This window comes from Pseudomonas sp. Pseusp49, from assembly GCF_059491875.1.
The window spans coordinates 1,141,341-1,157,179 of the sequence record NZ_CP168514.1 but is presented as its reverse complement, the minus strand read 5'-3'; the positions used below and the strand labels follow the sequence as shown (position 1 = coordinate 1,157,179).

General features: G+C 52.9%; 14 protein-coding genes and 1 pseudogene. 6 read left to right on the top strand and 9 right to left on the bottom strand.

The genetic code is table 11. The annotated features are described in order from the left end of the window. Nucleotides 1-37 precede the first annotated feature (37 nt). Nucleotides 38-955: a transcriptional regulator MetR gene (gene metR, locus ACEN83_RS04995; protein ID WP_008000240.1), complete on the top strand. Its 918-nt coding sequence runs from the start codon at nucleotides 38-40 to the stop codon at nucleotides 953-955. A gap of 178 nt (nucleotides 956-1,133) precedes the next feature. Here the strand turns inward: metR and ACEN83_RS04990 are convergent, their stop codons facing one another. The 5 genes from ACEN83_RS04990 to ACEN83_RS04970 form a co-directional block, all read right to left on the bottom strand. Further along, the gene (locus ACEN83_RS04990; protein ID WP_495579668.1) at nucleotides 1,134-1,631 is read right to left on the bottom strand and encodes a GNAT family N-acetyltransferase; all 498 of its coding nucleotides are present in this window, start codon (nucleotides 1,629-1,631) and stop codon (nucleotides 1,134-1,136) included. A gap of 2 nt (nucleotides 1,632-1,633) precedes the next feature. Then, on the bottom strand, nucleotides 1,634-2,272 hold the full coding sequence (locus ACEN83_RS04985) for a LysE family translocator (RefSeq protein WP_103394356.1): 639 nt from the start codon (nucleotides 2,270-2,272) through the stop codon (nucleotides 1,634-1,636). A gap of 23 nt (nucleotides 2,273-2,295) precedes the next feature. Continuing rightward, complete coding sequence (locus tag ACEN83_RS04980; protein WP_495579667.1) at nucleotides 2,296-2,730, bottom strand: NUDIX hydrolase; 435 nt, start codon at nucleotides 2,728-2,730, stop codon at nucleotides 2,296-2,298. 153 nt (nucleotides 2,731-2,883) lie between these two features. Further along, a complete protein-coding gene (locus tag ACEN83_RS04975; protein ID WP_102699066.1) occupies nucleotides 2,884-4,209 on the bottom strand; it encodes an APC family permease in 1,326 nt (441 codons plus the stop codon). Between the two features lie 138 nt (nucleotides 4,210-4,347). After that, nucleotides 4,348-5,169 carry a carbon-nitrogen hydrolase family protein gene (locus tag ACEN83_RS04970; protein WP_495579666.1) on the bottom strand — a complete coding sequence of 274 codons (822 nt, stop codon included), beginning with the start codon at nucleotides 5,167-5,169 and terminating at the stop codon, nucleotides 4,348-4,350. Nucleotides 5,170-5,293: 124 nt separating this feature from the next. Here ACEN83_RS04970 and ACEN83_RS04965 point away from each other — a divergent pair, with 124 nt between their 5' ends. Beyond that, nucleotides 5,294-6,094 (top strand): helix-turn-helix transcriptional regulator, encoded by an 801-nt coding sequence (locus ACEN83_RS04965; protein WP_495579665.1) that lies wholly within the window; start codon nucleotides 5,294-5,296, stop codon nucleotides 6,092-6,094. A 91-nt stretch (nucleotides 6,095-6,185) separates the two neighbouring features. Next, nucleotides 6,186-6,416, top strand: a pseudogene (locus ACEN83_RS04960) (FMN-binding glutamate synthase family protein); the annotation flags it as partial. Between the two features lie 568 nt (nucleotides 6,417-6,984). On the opposite strand, the gene ACEN83_RS04955 reads toward ACEN83_RS04960, so the two are convergent. From ACEN83_RS04955 to ACEN83_RS04945, 3 genes are all read right to left on the bottom strand, one after another. Then, the gene (locus tag ACEN83_RS04955; protein ID WP_495579664.1) at nucleotides 6,985-7,773 is read right to left on the bottom strand and encodes a hypothetical protein; all 789 of its coding nucleotides are present in this window, start codon (nucleotides 7,771-7,773) and stop codon (nucleotides 6,985-6,987) included. A gap of 425 nt (nucleotides 7,774-8,198) precedes the next feature. Continuing rightward, on the bottom strand, nucleotides 8,199-8,756 hold the full coding sequence (locus ACEN83_RS04950; RefSeq protein WP_495579663.1) for a hypothetical protein: 558 nt from the start codon (nucleotides 8,754-8,756) through the stop codon (nucleotides 8,199-8,201). 361 nt (nucleotides 8,757-9,117) lie between these two features. Continuing rightward, on the bottom strand, nucleotides 9,118-9,504 hold the full coding sequence (locus tag ACEN83_RS04945) for a hypothetical protein (RefSeq protein WP_495579662.1): 387 nt from the start codon (nucleotides 9,502-9,504) through the stop codon (nucleotides 9,118-9,120). A gap of 361 nt (nucleotides 9,505-9,865) precedes the next feature. Between ACEN83_RS04945 and ACEN83_RS04940 the strand changes: the two genes are divergently transcribed. Further along, nucleotides 9,866-11,131 (top strand): hypothetical protein, encoded by a 1,266-nt coding sequence (locus ACEN83_RS04940; protein ID WP_495579661.1) that lies wholly within the window; start codon nucleotides 9,866-9,868, stop codon nucleotides 11,129-11,131. 273 nt (nucleotides 11,132-11,404) lie between these two features. Here the strand turns inward: ACEN83_RS04940 and ACEN83_RS04935 are convergent, their stop codons facing one another. After that, a complete protein-coding gene (locus ACEN83_RS04935; protein ID WP_495579660.1) occupies nucleotides 11,405-12,460 on the bottom strand; it encodes a hypothetical protein in 1,056 nt (351 codons plus the stop codon). A 173-nt stretch (nucleotides 12,461-12,633) separates the two neighbouring features. Here ACEN83_RS04935 and ACEN83_RS04930 point away from each other — a divergent pair, with 173 nt between their 5' ends. Next, complete coding sequence (locus ACEN83_RS04930) at nucleotides 12,634-13,764, top strand: DUF3800 domain-containing protein (RefSeq protein ID WP_495579659.1); 1,131 nt, start codon at nucleotides 12,634-12,636, stop codon at nucleotides 13,762-13,764. Between the two features lie 141 nt (nucleotides 13,765-13,905). Beyond that, complete coding sequence (locus tag ACEN83_RS04925; protein ID WP_495579658.1) at nucleotides 13,906-15,684, top strand: ATP-binding protein; 1,779 nt, start codon at nucleotides 13,906-13,908, stop codon at nucleotides 15,682-15,684. Nucleotides 15,685-15,839: the final 155 nt, after the last annotated feature.

The following is a 15,839-nucleotide window of genomic DNA, read 5'->3' as shown; positions in this document are numbered from 1 at the left end:
TTCGGTTTATCTACAAGTTTTACTCATGGAGCCTCCGGTGCTTGAAATCCGTCACCTCAAGACCCTGCACGCCTTGCGCGAAGCCGACAGCCTGGTGGATGCGGCCGATCGCCTGCACCTGACCCAGTCGGCCCTGTCTCACCAGTTCAAGGAGCTGGAAGAGCGCATGGGCATGCCGTTGTTCGTGCGCAAGACCAAACCGGTGCGCTTCACCAGTGCCGGTTTGCGCCTGCTGCAATTGGCCGACGCCACCTTGCCATTGCTGCGCGCAGCCGAACGCGACATCAGCCGCCTGGCCGGGGGCACCGCCGGTCGTCTGCACATGGCCATCGAATGCCACAGTTGCTTCCAGTGGCTGATGCCGACCATCGACCAGTTCCGCGATGCCTGGCCGGAAGTCGAGCTGGACCTGGCCTCGGGTTTTTCCTTCGCTCCGCTGCCGGCCCTGGCCCGTGGCGACCTGGACCTGGTGGTGACCTCCGATCCGCTGGATCTGGCCGGGATCACCTATGTACCGCTGTTCACCTATGAAGCGATGCTGGCGGTGGCCAACCAGCACCGCCTGGCCGGCAAGGCCTATATCGTCCCCGAAGACTTGCTCCCGGAAACCCTGATCACCTACCCGGTGGAACGGGACCGGCTGGACATCTTCACCCGCTTCCTCGAACCCGCCGACATCGAACCGGCCCAGGTCCGCACCTCGGAACTGACGGTAATGATGATGCAGCTGGTGGCCAGCGGTCGTGGCGTGTGCGGCATGCCCCATTGGGCGCTGCACGAATACAGCTCGCGGGGTTATGTGAAAGGCAAGCGGCTGGGTGAGAAAGGTTTGTTCGCCACGCTGTATGCGGCGATCCGCGCCGATATGCTCGATGCACCGTACATGCGCGATTTCTTGCTGACGGCCAAGGACACGTCGTTTTCTACATTGGATGGTGTGAGTGCCGTACGCTGAAACCATCAGACGATGCAGTCTTTGTGGCGAGGGGGCTTGCCCCCGTTGGAGTGCGAAGCGCTCCCTTTGCATTCCTTCAGGGTCACTGCGCTTGTAGGTTTCGCGACTGCTTCGCAGCCGAACGGGGGCAAGCCCCCTCGCCACAAAAGCCCGCTCCCACCGGGGATCTGCGGTGGCTTCAGAGCTCGCGCCACATGTGGATCTTGTCGAAGTAATCCTCCCCCACCCGCACGGCCATCGGTTCCAGGCCGAACTGGACGAAACCGCAGCGCCGGTAGAGGTTGAACGCGGCATCGTTGCCGGCGGTGACGGTCAACTGGATCAGGCGCAAACCTCCATGGTGCTGCGCCTCGGCCAGTGCCGCCTGAACCAGTTCATAACCGAGCCCACGCTGACGGACCCCGGCGGTCACGTACATGCCAAACAGCGTCACCTTGTGCCGGGCCTTTTCCCGAGGCTCGAACGCGAGGCCGACAATGCCGGCCAACCGGCCGTCCTCGAACGCCCCGAGCACCACGTCCAGCTTGCTCGTCAGGCGCGACTCCCACCAGCCCAGCGGCATCGCCGCCCGCTCGCGCACACTCGAGGTGAAGGCCTGCGGGTGCAGGTCGTAGGCTTCGAGCATCAGTGCCCGATAGTCCAGGGCATGGCTGGCATCCAGTCGCTCGATCCACATGCTCAGGCCATCCGTTTTTGCTCAAGCATCAGCCGCAGCGCCAGTGCCGACAACACGAAGCCCATGAAATAGCGCTGCATCGCCAGCCAGGTGGGATTGTTGACGAACCACGAGGCGATACCCGCGGCAAACATGGCGATCAGCAGGTTGACGCAGAAACTGACGCTGATCTGGGTCAGGCCGAGGATGATGCTCTGGCTGAACACCGAGCCATGTTCCGGCGTAATGAACTGCGGAAACACCGACAGATAGAACACCGCGATTTTCGGGTTCAGGGCACTGGTCAAAAAGCCCATGGTGATCAGCTTGCGCGACGAATCCGGGGGCAACTGCTGCGCCTCGAACGGCGAACGCGCACCGGGTTTGACCGCCTGCCAGGCCAGCCACAACAGGTACAGCGCACCGGCCCACTTCAACACCTCATAGGCCATCGGCACTGCCAGGAACACCGCGGTCAAACCGGCGGCCGCAGCAAACAGGTGCACGAAAAAACCCGCGACCACGCCGAGCAAGGAGATCACCCCGGCCTTGCGCCCCTGGCAGATCGAACGGGAGATCAGGTAGATCATGTTCGGCCCCGGCGTCAGTACCATCAGCAACGCGGCAGCGGCAAAAATCAGCAGGTCTTGAAGCGGGATCATGGGCGAGGTCCTTTGCGTGATGATCAGGCGATCGCGGTCAGCGATGCTCGATAAAACGGCAGGATCAGGTCCCGTGTCAATGGCGCCAGAACGACACCGCCCTCGGTGGCCGGGTCGATCCAGATCACCTCTTCGATCTCCGCCGCCGGAGTGACATCCGAATCAATGTTCAGTTGAAAGAGCTCGGCGTGCACGACAAAACCCGGTTCGTTGGCCGCCGGTGCCGAAAAGTGACCGAGGTAAACGGCCTGCGCCGGGTCGATGTCCAGACCCAGCTCTTCTTCCAGCTCCCGGGCCAGCGCATGAACCGGCAGCTCGTGAGGCTCGATCTTGCCGCCCGGCTGCATGAACGCCGTGGTACCGCGCTTGCGCACCAGCAGCGTGCGGCCGTCAGGGCCGATCAACAGGGCGGCGGCGATGCGGATGGTCCGGGAGGCTGGCGTGGAAAACGTCGACATAAACAGAAGGCCTTTGACTCAAAAACGCCAAGCATCACATGTCCGCCAGCTGAGATCAAAAGCCTCGTGTAGGAGCTGCCGCAGGCTGCGATCTTTTGATCTTGATCGTTAAAATCAAAGATCGCAGCCTGCGGCAGCTCCTACACGGGGGTGTTACGTGGCTTCCTGGAAATCCATCTCCGGTGGCTGCCGACGGAAACCGCCGGTCAAGACCGCCAGGTACACCACGCCAATCGCCAGCCAGCTCAACCCCAGATACACCGCCAGGTGATCGAGGCTGACCATCAACCACAAATCCGCTGCCAGACCGATGAACGGGAACAGCAGGAACAGCACGAATTCGCGCAGGCCTTTTTTGTCGCCACCGATCCAGTAATGGAAGATCACCGACAGGTTGACAAGGCTGAACGCCAGGAACGCACCGAAGTTGATGAACGAGGTCGAGGTGGTGACGTCCAGTTTCAGTGCCAGCAACGCCACCACTGCGCACAGCAGGATGCTGTTGATCGGCGTGCCGAAGCGTTCGTGCAGGGTGCCGAAAAACGACTTCGGCAGCACGCCGTCGCGGCCCATGGCGTACAGCAACCGCGAACCGCTGGCCTGGGCCGACAGGCCCGAAGCAAATTGGCCGACGATCAGGCCGATCAGGAAGATCGAGACGAACAGGTCACCGCCGATGTTGCGGGCAATTTCGTAGGCCGCCGAGTCGACACTCTCGAACTGGAACGACGGATGAGCGATCTGCACGAAGTACGACACGCCGACGAAAATCAGCCCGCCGATCAGAGTGATCAACATGATTGCCCGAGGGATGGTACGGCGTGGATCGCGGGTTTCTTCAGTCAGGGTACTGACGGCGTCGAAGCCGAGGAACGAGTAACAGGCGATGGCCGCACCGCTCATGATCAACGGCATCTGCATGTCGCCATTGAAGAAGGGCTTGATCGACCACAACGGCGTGCTCGCATCACCACCGACGTAATGCACGCACAGCGCGACGAAGGCGATCAGCACCAGGAACTGCACCAGCATCAGCAGGGCGTTGATGCCGTTGGCCAGTTTCAGGCCGACGATATTGATCGCACTGGTGATGCCGATGAATGCCAGTACCCATATCCACTGCGGCACCGCCGGGAACGCGGAGTTGAGGTAGGCCGCGCCGATCAGCCAGATCGCCATCGGCAAAAACAGATAATCGAGCAGCACGGCCCACCCGGCGATGAACCCGAGTTTCGGGCTGATGGCCTTGCGCACATAGCTGTAGGCCGAGCCGGCCACCGGGAAGGCTGAGGCCATGCGGCCGTAGCTCATGGCGGTGAAGAACATCGCCACCAGCGCCGCGAGGTACGCGGCCGGTACCATGCCGGCGGTGGATTGAGCGAGGATGCCAAAGGTGCCGAGCACAATGATCGGCGTCATGTAGGCGATGCCAAACAGCACCACCGACCCCAGAGACAGGGTGCGTTGCAAACGAGCCATGAGCGACTACTCCGAATTTTATTGGATTTATGGCAGAGCCGGGTTTTTCGCGGTTGTTAAAAGATCGCAGCCTGCGGCAGCTCCTACATGGATCGCATTCCCCTGTAGGAGCTGCCGAAGGCTGCGATCTCTTGATCCTCAGCCCCTGGGAATCAGCAGCTCGCGCAATCCGCAAGCATGCTCAACCACCTCCCCCGGCAACTTCAGCCGCTGATCGTCCAGGTACCGATAATCCTGACGCGCCGCCGTCAACCGCTTCAGGTCCAGTTCAACGGCAAACTGCCCTTCCTCGCGCCCGGCCTCGAACAGCAGCGTGCCCAGCGGATCGACCAGCGCACTGCCGCCGGCAAACAACAAACCGCCATCCCCCTCTTCCACCCGGTTGACCATCAGCGCAAACGCCTGGTTTTCCTGGGCGCGGGCCATGATGGCGGTGCGGTGGGTCGGGCCGTAGGGGTCCATGTTGCCGTTGGTGACGATCAACAACTCAGCGCCCAGTTGCGCCAGGGCGCGGGCGCTTTCGGGGAATTCGATGTCGTAGCAAATCAGCAGGCCCACGCGCACGCCGTTCCACAGGCAGGTGGCGTAGCGATCACCCGCCTCGTACACACCGCGATCCGAGGCCCACAGGTGGGTCTTGCGGTACTTCAGCGCGATGCCTTCAGGGGTGATCAGCAGCGTGGTGTTGTAGAAGCGACCGTTGTCTCTTTCGGCCATGCCGATGGCCACGGCGATATTGCGCTCACGGGCGGCGTCGATTACCGCGCTGACGGACGGACCGTCCAGCGATTCGGCGACATCGGCCACGGACTCCGCCGAAGGGAAGCCCATCAAATGACCTTCGGGGAACAGGATCAGCTGCGTGTCGGCTGCGCATGCGGCGATGGCCGCCAGGGTGCGTTCGAGGTTGTAGGCCGTGTCGTTGTCACGGCCTGCCAATTGGGCGAGTTCGACCTTCATGGGTATTCCTTGTTATGGACCGGGCGGCAGAAAGATTGCCCGGTCGGTGTCTGTGCGCCAGTATGCGCAGCAAGCAACCGGGCGGGGAATCACGCCGCTGGGGTAACACGATAGGGGTAGTTGCATGACACTCTCGTTGGACGACATCGCCTGGCACCGCTCGGTGGGGCAACTGATCGACGCCCTGGACAAGCCCAATTTCTGGACCCAGCTTGTCCGTTTGCTGGATCAGTACGTGCCCTTCGACAGCTGGGTGGCCCTGCTTTTCAGCGCCGATCAGCGCCCGCAGGTGTTCGCCGAATGCCCCGGCGAGGACGGCAGCCCCGACCAGTTGTTCCAGGATTACCTGCGTGGCCTGTACCTGCTCGACCCCTTCTACATCGCCTGCCGCGAGCAGTCGCGCACCGGGCTGTATCGACTGTCGGAAGTGGCCCCGGAGCACTTCGAGCTGACCGAGTATTACCAGCGCTACTTTCGTCTGAATGTGGTGGCCGACGAAATCCAGTTCAATTGTCAGCTCGAAGGCGACCGCACGCTGTGCCTGTCCCTGGGCAGCACACAGCGCTTCAGCAGCCAGCAGATCGCTCTGTTGTCGTTGATCCAGCCATGGGTGCTCGGCCTGTTGCGCCAGCGTCTACCCTATGAAATCAACGAAGTGGTGGCCCTCGCTCCCGCACCGCCGCAAGCCGACTGGCGGGTGCAACTGGAGGCTTCGGTGCAGCAGCTCAAAGGCGCGCAGTTGACGGCACGGGAGCTGGATGTCGGGCGTTTGATGCTCAGCGGTTGCTCCAGTAAAGAAATCGCCCGTAAGCTGGAAATCTCCGTCGAAACCGTGAAAGTCCACAAGAAACACATGTACAGCAAGCTGGGGATCAAATCCCAGTCCGAGCTGTTTTCGATTTTTCTCCAGGCACAAAATGCCTGAAAAGATCGCAGCCTTCGGCAGCTCCTACATGGATCGCATTCCCCTGTAGGAGCTACCGAAGGCTGCGATCCTTAAAACTCAAGGAAACCGTATGAGCCTGTCACTCCTGAGCCGCTACGCCTTCTTTGCCGTCTGCGTGATCTTCACCCTCGCCAGCCTGCCCTTTCTTGACTATGACTGGCTCTGGCCGATCACCGCCGTCACCGGCGTCCTCAGCCTGATCGGCCTGTTCGATCTGCTGCAAAGCCCCCATGCGGTGCGCCGCAACTACCCGATCCTCGGTAATATCCGTTATCTGGTCGAAGGCATCCGCCCGGAATTGCTCTCCAGATCACTAACCATACTAACAACCGCAACACCCCCGGCTCACGGCTACAGCGCAACATAAAAAACTTAGTACACATACTAACGAATGGTACTAAGCTTCGCGGCAAGCTAGTACGCTCAAACGCGCAGGGCACACGGAAAAACCCCTCGGCCAGCTTTCAGATCAACCTCACCAGACACCCGTTACTCAGTGCCCCAGGAATGTCACTGACTCCCGAGCCCCGCTCGGCTGTGAAAAATGTCATTGCCCACAATTCAAACACCTGCTCCAACCGCTGAAACCCAGAGTGTGCAGTCGGGTTATTCAGCTATTCGGCTAACTGCTTAATTGCATGGACTTGACCGCCCATTTGCATTCGACCTGAACAGGCATTTGCATTGGATTGACCAGCACGGATTCGTGGGCATGACCGGCAGAGAGCGGCTAGTAACGGTCAGTCCTGACAGCTATCGGATTACCATCCCTCAATCTCAATGCCACATTTGTCGCATGTCATGTCGAAGGTAATCAAGTACCTGCAACAGAATCACGCGACATCGTAAAACCTTTACGGAGAGGTATTTTACGTAAGTAGCATCGCAGAGTTTGATTTTATGGTTTGAGTTATGTCGGGTCGCCTTGGTGTTATGACTTCATCGAAAACGCTCTGGATGAATGGAGCAACCCAGTATTGGGAATACTCCTCTGGCTGCATGCCACACTCAAGTAAATCTATATAGTCGCTAGACATCATGTAATGATCGTTGATATAGAAGACATAGCCTAGGTGAAGGGTGAATATATCTTTCAGGTCTTCTAGAAATTTGTCCAGCCACCAATCGCGGTCTTTTATATAGACATCGCCATCATTTAAAATTACATGCCGGTAAAAGTTGTAGTGCGTATGGTCATTACATCTATTTCGAAGATGCTTGTATCTATCGTCCAAGGCTAGCGCGTCATTTATTGATTTAAGCGTGCCTGAGGACCTCAAGAGTCTGGACATAACTCTGTACTCAGGAAGTTTCTCTTTTCCGTGGAGCCAGTTATTTATCTTTTCGACTATGAGGTTCTCTATACTAAAATTTTCTTTCAGATGCCAGTTTGAGTAGGCATTGATTATCGCCGAGTCGTAATATTTTCTGAGCAATGCATACCCATCGTTGATGCATCCGACCATCAGAATGGCTTTAATTGATTTTAGTGTGCCTCGAATCGAGCTGTAGACGTAGCTGTCAATATTGCAGAGGGCTGTTGTGCCAGGTGTTGTGCGGAGAAAAACGGAGTCGGCCAATTGTTGGTAAAATTCGATATATCGTTCAAGCTCATCGAAAACTTTGTGTTCTTGATACGCCTTGTCGTTTACCATCATTTTTGGCGCCCTTTAGATTAGATCTATTTTTTATAGAATTAGTGCTCGGTTGATTAGAAGTCTAGATTAATTTATTTTTAGGTGCCCATCGCAGAGAATATTTTCAGCCATGCGCTGGAAGCTTTCAAAGCGCCCGCGCGGCGTCTATACCTTGTTATCGCTGACTCCGAATTGACCCTGATACCAGCGTAGCACTTACCCAGCATCAATCAACTCAAAGTCAGCACTGATAATGCTTTACAAAGCAGAAGTTCGGGTTCGCGAAATTTCGATAATCGGGTCAATTCGATGTCAGTAGCAACACCGGTCTCTCCTCCTGTGCGTAAGCGACGTGCCTCTCTGCCGATCTACTGGCCGTTGCCTGGTGCCTGAACCTCATCGGTTTTGTGCGAGGACAAAAAAACGGGACGAAAATTGGAGGAGGTTTATTCTTCACAAAATAAATCGGCTCTATTTTTTCTCAGTATTGGCTCTGCTCCACGCGGAAAATTGGCCCAATCGTAAATCGTTAATTCACCAGCAGTTTGAGAGAACACCAATACGTACTTAACGTTTACCAATATTCCAAACGCAACATATGTATCATAAAAAACTCTCGAAAAGCCCTGACGATAGTATGTCGCCCCTTCAGGCACCCTGACAGTTTTCTTATTAGTACCAACCCACTCCCCAGGCTCCGAGGGAAAGAGAACCGCCAATGCATGATTTCGCTTGGATCGCTCTGATCGAGATTTCCCTGTTTCTTTTAGAAGTTGACCAAAAATTTTGTTGATCGTGTTCGGAGCGTCTGTTGAGTGGTGACTCTTGGCCTCAATTATTAAACATTCAGGAAAATCTTCAGGCCACCTGTCTCGCACCAGATGTAATTCTATATCTGCTAGGTCACTATTATCCCCTAGAAAATGGGAAGACCCATAAATCAACCCTTCCGCCTTCAAAAAACTTTTAAATTCTGCTGCAAGACTACTTTCAGATATTTTCATAACCAATAATCAAACTTACCGGTGGCAAATCGTAACTTCAAAGCCCAAAGAGCGAAACGAACTAGTTGAGTGACTAGTTAGGCACTCCCCACCTCAGAATACATTTTGTAAAGTGACAGCGCCGACGCTTTTGGTTGCTTTGGGGCGGTTGGACTCACGCGGAGACCCCTTAGGCATCAATATGATATCACAATACTGAACGACTGCTCCTGGCCGTTTTCTGCCCGTCGCGAGAACAACCCCAAGCGGCCTTTCGCGAAAAGCAATTAATAGCCAATTTCGTCGAGATGGGCAGCAAATGCCCAATAGTAGACAGGGTGCGGTCAGGGTGATTCGTCAATGTTTTTTGGAGGCTCTGGCATCAAGGACGATGCAGCCCCGTTGCATCCCGCCAGTACAATGTTTCTTCAAACTGGAAGCTTATCAGGAAGAGGGACGAGCACGCCTGAGCGATGGATTGGGCTATTTTGTCCAGATCTTCCATAGCAGACTGCCCGTCCGGCTCAGGGCCTTTGATTCTGATGGTACAACGCATAGCGACACTGAAGTCGACACCCTTCATATCCTCAGCGTAAATCATAGAGTCAGCGGTTACGCCATCGGTACTCAGTGTTAGTCCCGAGATAAAGGCAGCTTCCAAACCCCCGCCCACTGCGTTGATTTCCCAGGCGCCAGCATTGTTTAAGGCTTTTCCCAGTATCGGGGCTGTGAGCGCATTATCAGCTTCCAGGTACAGGTCAAGACTCATTTGAAACCCCTCTTCCCGCGTGGACATTTGCACTAAAAGTTTTGAGTACGATTTTCGCGGCAGTGTATTGGTCAGCGGTTCGAATGTCTGCTCCTGGCCGTTCTCTGCCGGTCGTCACTACGGCGTGTTCTGGTCATGTCGAATGAAAACGGTCGGTCAGTACGAATGCAATTGACTGTTCAGCGGTAATGCAAATGGGTGGTCAAATGGAGTGCAATTCCCCAGCTAATCGCGTGTACTAGGCAGAAATCGGCCAGAATGAGGTAATCTCATGCGTAGCCAAGGCCCCACCGCCACCAAATCGCACATTGCTTTTCCGTGTTTGAGCCTAGGTGCTGATACCAAATGAATAAGGATAGTCATGAATATCTGCAAATGTTTTCAATGCAACACATGCGGTACAAAAATCGATTGCAGAATTGGCATGTCAAACAGAGACATTCAGCCATTCCAATTCGCGTGCCCACAATGTGAAGAGCGCATTTCATTTGTTTTTGGCCAGTCCGATGGTGAATTGTTTGGGGCCACAGACGTGGTAGATTTTGAAGGCCCTTTCAATGGAACCAACCCGTTCGTTGACTTGCACTTGGACTTTCCAGCGTACTTCGGAAAATATGTAATGGGCATGACAACTTTTCTCCGAGTTACAGGAGAAATTGGCCACGATTCATATCAGCACTTGAATCAACGCCTAAACATGCTGAACATTCTTTATCCGATGCAGAACGACTTGAGAAGTGTGATTACCCAGTACAAGCGCGGGGACATAGATAATTTCCAAAAGACATGCTCAAAGATACCCGGAGTCAGTCTAACGTCGCGTAAAAAAGAGGACGTGTTAGCTGCGCTGTATACAGCCACATCCGTGATGTCTTCTCCATTTACAATCCATGAGCACAATTCTGAAATAAGCTCGAAAGCATCCGATCTGATGATGTGGCTGCACAAGCACCACAACGAAAAGACTATTGCATTTATTGACGAGATATTAGGCAACGGCTTTCTCAAAAACCTACATAACGACTGCTTATCTTTGTACCCAAAATTGATTGCAATGGATTTGCCGTTTCGCTCAGCATTCTTCTACGATTATGCCAACAATGAAGAACTTGGTAGAATTCCCGCTCGTATATCTACAGCGGATTTCGATATTTGCAGCAACTATTACAAAGACTTGGCAGAGGTTTTCTCGCGACAACTTAACTTTCTGGCAGGACTGAACAACCTAATTAAGCGAGGAGACAGTAATCTTTTTGAACCGTCTCTGAAACTGACGAAAGCTCAGAAGGTAAGACCTGAGCTTGAAAACCTAAATTCTTTCGCAAATGTTGATCTTGGAAACAAGCTGGCTTTCATAGATGAATGCTTCTATCGAATTGACATGAACGCTATTGACAACAAACTAAGAAACGGCATTGCCCACTACAAGTATGAATACAAGGAATCAACACAACTAATAACCTATTATCCTGGAAAAGAAGGTATGAGCAGAGACAAGTACTACGAAATTTCCTTCATGGATTTTATGAGAAAGTCACTCCTACTATTCAGGGAGGTTCATGGCATCAATCACATAATGAAAGCGGCACTTTTTTATTGCGTATTGATTCTTAAAAAGGACGTCTAGTAGCCACTCTACGCCCCCTCAGTTATTTCCGAGGCTGACTTCATTGTCAAGCCTCCAGGCCCACTGGGTCGGCGAGGTAAGCCACTAGGACGTTTTTTGTTGAGGACTAGCCACACACCTATAAATGCGTAATTTTCTTATAGTGGTTAACAAATTTTTTGGCAGTAGTAGTGGCAGCTACAATACCACCTGCCATATGTTCAATTAGAAAAAGAGGCGCTGATAAAAACCTAACCTGCAAAATCAAACAAGCTCCTTGTTAGGTGCTTTCAATTACGCCTTCTCAGAGCTGATAGCCCGCCAGACCTTCATCCAAAACCCCGCCTTGGCATTCTCTAATTCGCCCTTCAAGCTTTTGATCTCATTGCCGCTACTCGTATACGCCGTCTTATATTTTCCCAGCTCGATATTCAGTTGTTCCACGGTTTGCGTCAGACCATCATTTGAAACCACCAAAGCCGCCTTGTCCTTTGCCAGCAAATCTTTCGCTTCAGAAATACTGTCTCGCTGCTTGGAAACATCAGCAGCAAGAGACTCCGCCTCACGGTACTTCCTGACAATTGCCAGCATGTCCTGCCTGGTTTTCTCTGCCAGCTCCAACCGATCCTTTTCAGCTTGCCTAACATGGTCCTGATGAAACTCAATACTCACTGGATCAGAGAGGACTCTGCAAAACAACTGGTTTGAAGCGATATCGCTAATTTTCCGATAGCCCCGCTCGATACTTCCCTCAATGTCATTTTTATCAATATAGGTCACAATATTAATGCTTTTGGCAATCTTGATTTCAATAATGGGGATTCCGTGGTCACGGAAATCTACGATCTTTTGCATGCTGCACGGATTGGAGTAGCAGACCTCAATCGCCAGCTTCCCGCCCCACTTCTGATAGAAAGGGTTATCAGAGGTGAACTCGCCATATAGGTCAGGAACGTAGACATTGCCGTTCCCGAATCGCAGCCGGGCTTCCTCCGCAACAAGGCGTGTGAACGTGAATGGGACGACGTCATCACCAATCTTGAAATTGATCGTTTGAAGCTGTGAGAGGATGGCTATCAGATAGGCGTGTGGGAGGGATTCTCCGTCGCTATCACCAGATCGAGTAGCCTGAACATCGACGCTCTTGTAGCGAAAATATCCATTCTTGACGGCGACCATCTCACGGCGCTTCTCTACGCGGGAATGGGTACTGAAGAAGGTAAGCGCGCTAAATTCGGCAGGGTTCAGGCGACGCATCTTGAGGACTTGCCAAATGAAAAACAGCTTGTACCGACCATCCTCCCGGTTGATGAAGCCGTTAGCACCCTTCGCACACGCCCAAATCTTCATGCCTCTTCCTTACCCTGCAACGCTCTATATCGGACCATCCTACCGGTAGCCGTTAGCTACGGGCTACTGAAAAGCTCACCTTACGTAATGCAAGCCATGGGCTACTATCAAGGAAGGCTGCGCCTGTGAGCACTGAACGAAACCCCGTACAGCTTGAAAACAAGGAATGTGTAATGAGCACGGTTTACCCCATTGAAGATGCTGTTCCGCTGCCACCTGATGACGGCGAGAAAAAATCGGAGAAGAAGGTTTTAACCAAGGACGAAAAAATTGAGAAGGAGAAAAAAGAGCTTTTATCTTCGGTAGCTGCCGCTGACTTTTCTTCCTTGAAGCCTAGAGTTGCATACGTACTAAACCTTTATCCTCACACTCGAAATAGCGACATTTCGCTTTCATTGAAATACTGGGAAATATTCCAACCAGACCTATACAAAGAAAGCGGGATTCAACCGAAAGATCTATTCAAGCTGGAACGGCTTCATTACATAGTTCGTGCCCGCGCTAAAATACAAAACGAGTACGAGCTATTTTTAGCAGACAGTGAAATCAAAAAAAGCCGCAGAAGAAATGAAGAGAAAATGGAAGGTGCAGTCATTGATGACTCCCCCCCTGTCAAGAAGGTGCATATATTTTCAGATGAAACAGGGAAAACGCACAAATTCGTAATTGTCGCATCTGCTTGGGTTCTCAATGGCAGAGCGGTATTCGCCACCAGCAAAGCCATAAGCGAATGGAAAGCTAAATCTGTCTGGAAAAATAGAGAAGTTCATTTTACAAAATTTGGTAAAAGCGATTACGAAACCCTGAAATCATACCTTGGAGTAATTGTAGAAAATCGTGAGTATCTAGGATTTAAATACATCGCAGTCGAGCGTGCGAAAACCAATCGTCCGATTGAAGAAACAATTCTCAAGCTGCATGAGCTGATGCTTGCGCGTGGTGCTGCTCATGAGCTGGAAAGCGGAAGGATAGATCTACCCAGAGAGATGGAAGTAACTGTGGATGAAGAGCAATCGCTGGATTCCTTTGTTATCTCTGACCTAAGAGACCGTGTAGTGGAAACCTTCAAAAAACGGTATGAGGATAAACTGCGACTGACCTCGTTACAGACGGCCTCATCAAAAAATAGTGCTCTTATCCAATTGTCAGATGTGATCGCTGGAGCGATAGGTCGAATTCTTAACCATGACGGGGAACGTAATTTTAAAGACGACATGGCTGACCTCGTTATCCAGATGCTAGATCTAAAAATTGAAGAAGGCGATATTGACGGACTCGATTCAGCGGCGCGGTTCAACGTCTAAAGTCGAACGTTGAAGGATGGATTTCGATACGGCCCGCACTCCCACACGCATTGAGCCATCATTAGGCCATCCGTGTAGAATGAGCTGAAACGGCCTTTCGCGCATGTCTTGGACGTGCCTGAGGGCCAACGACCTTCCGTGATGGAATACGAGATGCAGCAAGCAAATTTTCAGGTTGACTCCCGACTGGCAACGTTGCTCAGCCAAGACTACTCAACGACAGAAAAGGCTCTTAAAGAGCTGGTTGATAACGCATGGGATGCAGATGCTGAAGAGGTGGTAATAGAACTGCCTGAGCCACTGACTGATGGCGCTATTGTTGTGAACGACAATGGCAACGGGATGACGCGTCAGGAGCTTGAGTCTCACTATTTGAAAATCGCGTCTGATCGGCGGATGCGGAATGATGGACGCACATCAAAAAAGCGGCGCCCGATCAAAGGTAAGAAAGGGATCGGAAAATTCGCCGGGCTCATGTCCGCATCGGTGATGTGCCTCACAACAAAGGCTCGTGCCCAACAGATTTCGTTCATGCTCGGCATTCAGGATCTAGAGTCGGCGTCCGATATTGAGCACTTGACGTTGCCGTTAGAGGTTAGCGAGTGCAGTTCCGAAGACCACGGAACCTGCGTGACACTGACGCATCTTCGCCAGGGGCTTCGTTACCCAAGTGCTGATCGCCTGCGCCAAGAGCTGATCATGGAGTACGGTCGGCAAAAGGACTTCAAGATCATCATCAATGGCAAACCGCTGGGCATTGATGACCTTGAGGGCGAATTTACTGAGGTGCGGGGTACATTCCCCCATGCAGGAGATGTGATTCTTCGTTTTGCGATCAGCAAAAAGAAAAGTGGCCTGAGACGCCCCGGCATTAATCTGATGGTGGAAGGAAAAGCGGTCGGCAAGCCTGGTTCTTTTGGCCTGGAGAATAACGATGAGATTCCTTCTCGCCTGTTAAAGAAGCTGTATGGCGAGGTCGAGGCTGACGGCCTGATCGATTATGTGACAGCAGGTTGGGACTCGGTAATCGAAAACAGTGAGGCCTACTTACAGATCGTCGCCTTCGTACAACAGAATTTGGTTGAGGCTTTCCGCGCCACGCACGGCATGGAAATGCGGATGGCGCACGCTCGCTTGCAAAAAGCAGTCTCCGGCAGATTGGAAAAGCTTCCGCAGCACAAGCGCGAGTTCGCGGATCGAGCAATCAAAAAAGTTTTGAAGAAGTATTACGACGAACCTGCCCACAAGGTACAGGCTCTGGCATTTGTCGTTCTTGAGGCAGTAGAGCGTACCGAATACCGCTCTATAGTCGAGCATCTCGCTGAAGCAAATCGCGGTGATATCGTGAACCTTGCTGATGCACTGGAGAGTTTTGGTCTTGCAGACATGGCCGTTCTAGTCGATCAAGCCAAGGCCAGATTGCAGTTCTTGGACGACTTGGAACGCCTAGTCCGAAATGAAGCCTGTCTTGAGTCGACGGTACACAAAGCTATAGAAGTGAACCTTTGGATTTTGGGCGCTGCGTTCACAATCTTCAGCTCTAATATCACGTTGAAACGGCAGATCGAAGAGCTACTGGATCAGAAGTATTCTGGGGCACAAGGCACGACTCGTCCGGACTTATTGCTGAATGAAAGCCTGCTTGGGGAGTTCTTGCTGATCGAGTTTAAGCGTCCTTCCCACTCTCTGAGCTATATGGACTACCAGCAAGCGACTAGGTATCGGAATGAGCTTTCCGGATATACCGGTAAGCCAATAAAAATTCTAGTAATAGGAGGACGGATTGATGGCTTCCCCTCCCGAGAACTTGAACCCGGTGTCAGCTGCCTATTGTTTACAGACATTATTTCCACAGCACGTCGACAAATTGAATGGCAACTTCAACGTGCACCGACTTTCCCTGGAGCGACTCTGGCGTAGGTCGTCCATAGGGGGCTTGGTACATCTGGAACTCAACAGCTACGGAACTGAGCTGTTGCCGCTTACCCGGCAACAGCTATCGCTCCATCGGTCGCTTGCCTGATTAACGCACAGCAGGTCAGGCGTGGAATTACGCCCCACTTCGCTCAGAGCTT

Excerpts from the sequence above, each read along its gene's own strand:
- ACEN83_RS04945 (WP_495579662.1), bottom strand. The coding sequence starts at position 9,504 with ATGAGTCTTGACCTGTACCTGGAAGCTGATAATGCGCTCACAGCCCCG.
- ACEN83_RS04930 (WP_495579659.1), top strand. The coding sequence starts at position 12,634 with ATGAGCACGGTTTACCCCATTGAAGATGCTGTTCCGCTGCCACCTGAT.
- ACEN83_RS04975 (WP_102699066.1), bottom strand. The coding sequence starts at position 4,209 with ATGGCTCGTTTGCAACGCACCCTGTCTCTGGGGTCGGTGGTGCTGTTT.
- ACEN83_RS04955 (WP_495579664.1), bottom strand. The coding sequence starts at position 7,773 with ATGATGGTAAACGACAAGGCGTATCAAGAACACAAAGTTTTCGATGAG.
- ACEN83_RS04965 (WP_495579665.1), top strand. The coding sequence starts at position 5,294 with ATGACACTCTCGTTGGACGACATCGCCTGGCACCGCTCGGTGGGGCAA.
- ACEN83_RS04980 (WP_495579667.1), bottom strand. The coding sequence starts at position 2,730 with ATGTCGACGTTTTCCACGCCAGCCTCCCGGACCATCCGCATCGCCGCC.
- ACEN83_RS04950 (WP_495579663.1), bottom strand. The coding sequence starts at position 8,756 with ATGAAAATATCTGAAAGTAGTCTTGCAGCAGAATTTAAAAGTTTTTTG.
- ACEN83_RS04940 (WP_495579661.1), top strand. The coding sequence starts at position 9,866 with ATGAATATCTGCAAATGTTTTCAATGCAACACATGCGGTACAAAAATC.
- ACEN83_RS04935 (WP_495579660.1), bottom strand. The coding sequence starts at position 12,460 with ATGAAGATTTGGGCGTGTGCGAAGGGTGCTAACGGCTTCATCAACCGG.
- ACEN83_RS04985 (WP_103394356.1), bottom strand. The coding sequence starts at position 2,272 with ATGATCCCGCTTCAAGACCTGCTGATTTTTGCCGCTGCCGCGTTGCTG.
- ACEN83_RS04990 (WP_495579668.1), bottom strand. The coding sequence starts at position 1,631 with ATGTGGATCGAGCGACTGGATGCCAGCCATGCCCTGGACTATCGGGCA.
- ACEN83_RS04970 (WP_495579666.1), bottom strand. The coding sequence starts at position 5,169 with ATGAAGGTCGAACTCGCCCAATTGGCAGGCCGTGACAACGACACGGCC.
- ACEN83_RS04925 (WP_495579658.1), top strand. The coding sequence starts at position 13,906 with ATGGAATACGAGATGCAGCAAGCAAATTTTCAGGTTGACTCCCGACTG.